At 72.7% G+C, this 2,843-nt stretch carries 1 protein-coding gene and 1 pseudogene; both read right to left on the reverse strand.

The genetic code is table 11. The features are described from left to right. Positions 1-137: 137 nt before the first annotated feature. Positions 138-2,138, reverse strand: a complete 2,001-nt coding sequence (locus tag C1I97_RS34685) for an ATP-dependent DNA helicase (protein ID WP_111006947.1) — start codon at positions 2,136-2,138, stop codon at positions 138-140. A gap of 82 nt (positions 2,139-2,220) precedes the next feature. Next, a pseudogene (locus tag C1I97_RS34690) lies at positions 2,221-2,718 on the reverse strand (GNAT family N-acetyltransferase); the annotation flags it as partial. Positions 2,719-2,843: the final 125 nt, after the last annotated feature.

Genomic DNA, 2,843 nt, shown 5'->3' on the forward strand with positions numbered 1-2,843 from the left:
CCGCCGCACAGCACAGGGCCCCGGGACCCCTGCGCCGGTTCCGGGGCCCTGTGCTGTGCGGCCGCACCCTGATGGCGGGAAGGCTCGGCCCGGCCGAGCGTGGGGGCCCGACCCGGTGCCGGGTCGGGCCCCCACGCTCACTCGTCCTCGGCCTGTCCGGCCGCCGCGTCGATGGCAGCCAGCGACTTGCGCACCTGGTTGCGGTCCGTGGTGTACCAGAAGTCGGGCAGCGACGCCTTCAGATAGCCGCCGTACCGGGCCGTCGCCAGGCGCGGGTCCAGCACGGCGACCACGCCCCGGTCCCCCGAGGCCCGTACGAGACGCCCGGCGCCCTGGGCCATCAGGAGCGCCGCATGGGTGGCGGCCACCGCCATGAATCCGTTGCCGCCGGCGTCCTCGACGGCCTTCTGACGCGCGCTCATCAGCGGATCGTCCGGGCGCGGAAACGGGATCTTGTCCATGACGACCAGCTGGCAGCTGGGCCCGGGGACGTCGACGCCCTGCCAGAGGGACAGCGTGCCGAACAGACAGGTCCGCGGGTCCGCCGCGAAGTTCTTGATCAGCTCGCCCAGCGTCTCCTCGCCCTGGAGCAGGATCGGGAACTCGGGGATCCGGGTGCGCACCTCCTCCGCGGCGAGCTGGGCGGCCCGCATCGAGGAGAACAGGCCGAGCGTGCGCCCGCCCGCCGCCTGGATGAGCTCCGTCAGCTCGTCCAGCATGTCCCCCCGGTCACCGTCCCGGGCGGGGCGCGCCAGGTGCTTGGCGACGTACAGGATGCCCTGCTTGCGGTAGTCGAACGGGGAGCCGACGTCGAGGCCCTTCCACTGCGGTGCGTCGTCGCCCTCCGTGCCCTCCGGGGCCAGGCCGAGGGAGGCGCCGACCCCGTTGAAGTCGCCGCCGAGCTTGAGGGTCGCGGAGGCCAGGACGACGGACCGGTCCGCGAAGAGCTTCTCGCGCAGCAGGCCCGACACGGACATGGGGGCGACGCGCAGGGAGGCACCGCTGTGTCGATATGCGGCTCCGCCGCGGGGGTCGTGGCGCTCGTACCAGACGACGTCCCACTCGGAGCCGTTGCTGATGCGCTCGGCCACGTCGTGCACGTTCTCCACGGAGGCCAGCGCCTGTTTGCGGACGGCGTCCTCGTCCTGGACGGACTTGTCGCGGGTCGCGCCGAGCGCCGAGATGACGTTGCGGGAGGCGTCCCGCAGCGCCAGCAGCGCGTAGCCGAGGTCCTCGGGGATCTCCTCCAGCCGGCCGGGCAGGGCGAGCTCCATCAGCCGCTCGAAGCCCTCGGCGGCGGTCTGCAACTGGTCGGCGGTCTTCTCGTCGACCAGCTTCGCGGCCCGGCGCACCGCGCGGTTGACCTGGCCGGGCGTGAGTTCGCCGGTGGCCACGCCCGTCACCCGGGAGACCAGCTCGTGGGCCTCGTCGACGATGAGCACCTCGTGCTGCGGGAGGACCGGCGCGCCCTCGATGGCGTCGATCGCGAGGAGCGCGTGGTTGGTGACGACGACCTCGGAGAGCTTGGCGTGTTCACGGGCCATCTCGGCGAAGCACTCGGCGCCGTAGGGGCACTTCGAGGCGCCCAGGCACTCCCGGGACGAGACCGACACCTGCGCCCAGGCCCGGTCGGACACGCCGGGTGTGAGGTCGTCGCGGTCGCCGGACTCGGTCTCGTCGGCCCAGTCGCGCAGCCGCAGCAGGTCCTGGCCCAGCTTGCTGGTGGGGGCGGCCGCCTCGAACTGGTCGAAGAGCCCCTCCTCCTCGTCCTGCGGCATGCCCTCGTGCAGGCGGTGCAGGCACAGGTAGTTCGAACGGCCCTTGAGCATCGCGAACTCCGGGCGGCGGCGCAGCAGCGGATGCAGGGCGTCGACCGTGCGCGGCAGGTCGCGCTCCACGAGCTGGCGCTGCAGGGCGAGGGTGGCGGTGGCCACCACCACTCTCTCCCCGTGGGCGAGCGCGGGCACGAGATAGCCGAGGGACTTTCCGGTGCCGGTGCCGGCCTGGACCAGCAGGTGCGAGCCGTCGTCGATCGCGTCCGCGACGGCTTGGGCCATGGTCACCTGGCCGGGGCGCTCCGTACCGCCGACGGCGGTGACGGCGGCATGCAGGAGTTCGGGGAGGGAGGGCTTCGTCATAGCGCGACCACCCTACGGCTCGGCACTGACAGACGTGTGGTCAAGGCGCGGATCCCGGGCTCGGTCACCTCTCGGTCCGTCCTCACAGCGCGTCACGCGAGGACCGGTCCCGGATCATGAGGGCGGCCCGCTTGGCGGGCAGGTCGACCTCGGCGGCGAACCGGAAACCGGCGCTGAGGAAGGCGGCCACGGAGGGCGCGTTGCGAAGGTCGGGCTCCGCCACGACGCGGGCACAGGTGAGGCGCTTGTCGAGCACCAGGTCGGCCACGGCCCTGAGCAGGGTACTGCCGAGCCCTCGCCCGCGGTCGGCGACACTGCCGATCAGGAGGTGGACACCGGTGTCGTGCGGCCGGGCCGGGTAGTGGCGGGCCAGCGGATCGAGATCGGCCCGGTAGATCTCCCAGTAGCTCATCGGCCTGCCCTCCAGCAGGCCGACGCAGGGAACGCTGCGTCCGTCGCCGTCGAGTTGTGCGAGCAGATGGTCCTCGGTCACGCTCTGGTCTCCCGCGAGTTGCCAGAACTCCGCGACGGCGGGGTCGTTCATCCAACGGCTGATCACCGGCAGATCCCGCTCGACCCGTCACCGGGCGAGCGCGGAGCGGCGATCGTCGCGGGCCACCTCGACACCAAGACCGGTCCCGCGGTGTTCGCCGGGCTGGGCCAGCTCACGCCCGGCGCCCTCGTGGACATCACGCGTGCCGACGG

The organism is Streptomyces sp. NTH33, assembly GCF_003236365.1.
In the GTDB taxonomy this organism is placed as follows: Bacteria; Actinomycetota; Actinomycetes; order Streptomycetales; family Streptomycetaceae; genus Streptomyces.

Bases quoted from the DNA above. Each gene is read 5' to 3' on its own strand.
- C1I97_RS34685 (WP_111006947.1), bottom strand. From the start codon at position 2,138: ATGACGAAGCCCTCCCTCCCCGAACTCCTGCATGCCGCCGTCACCGCC.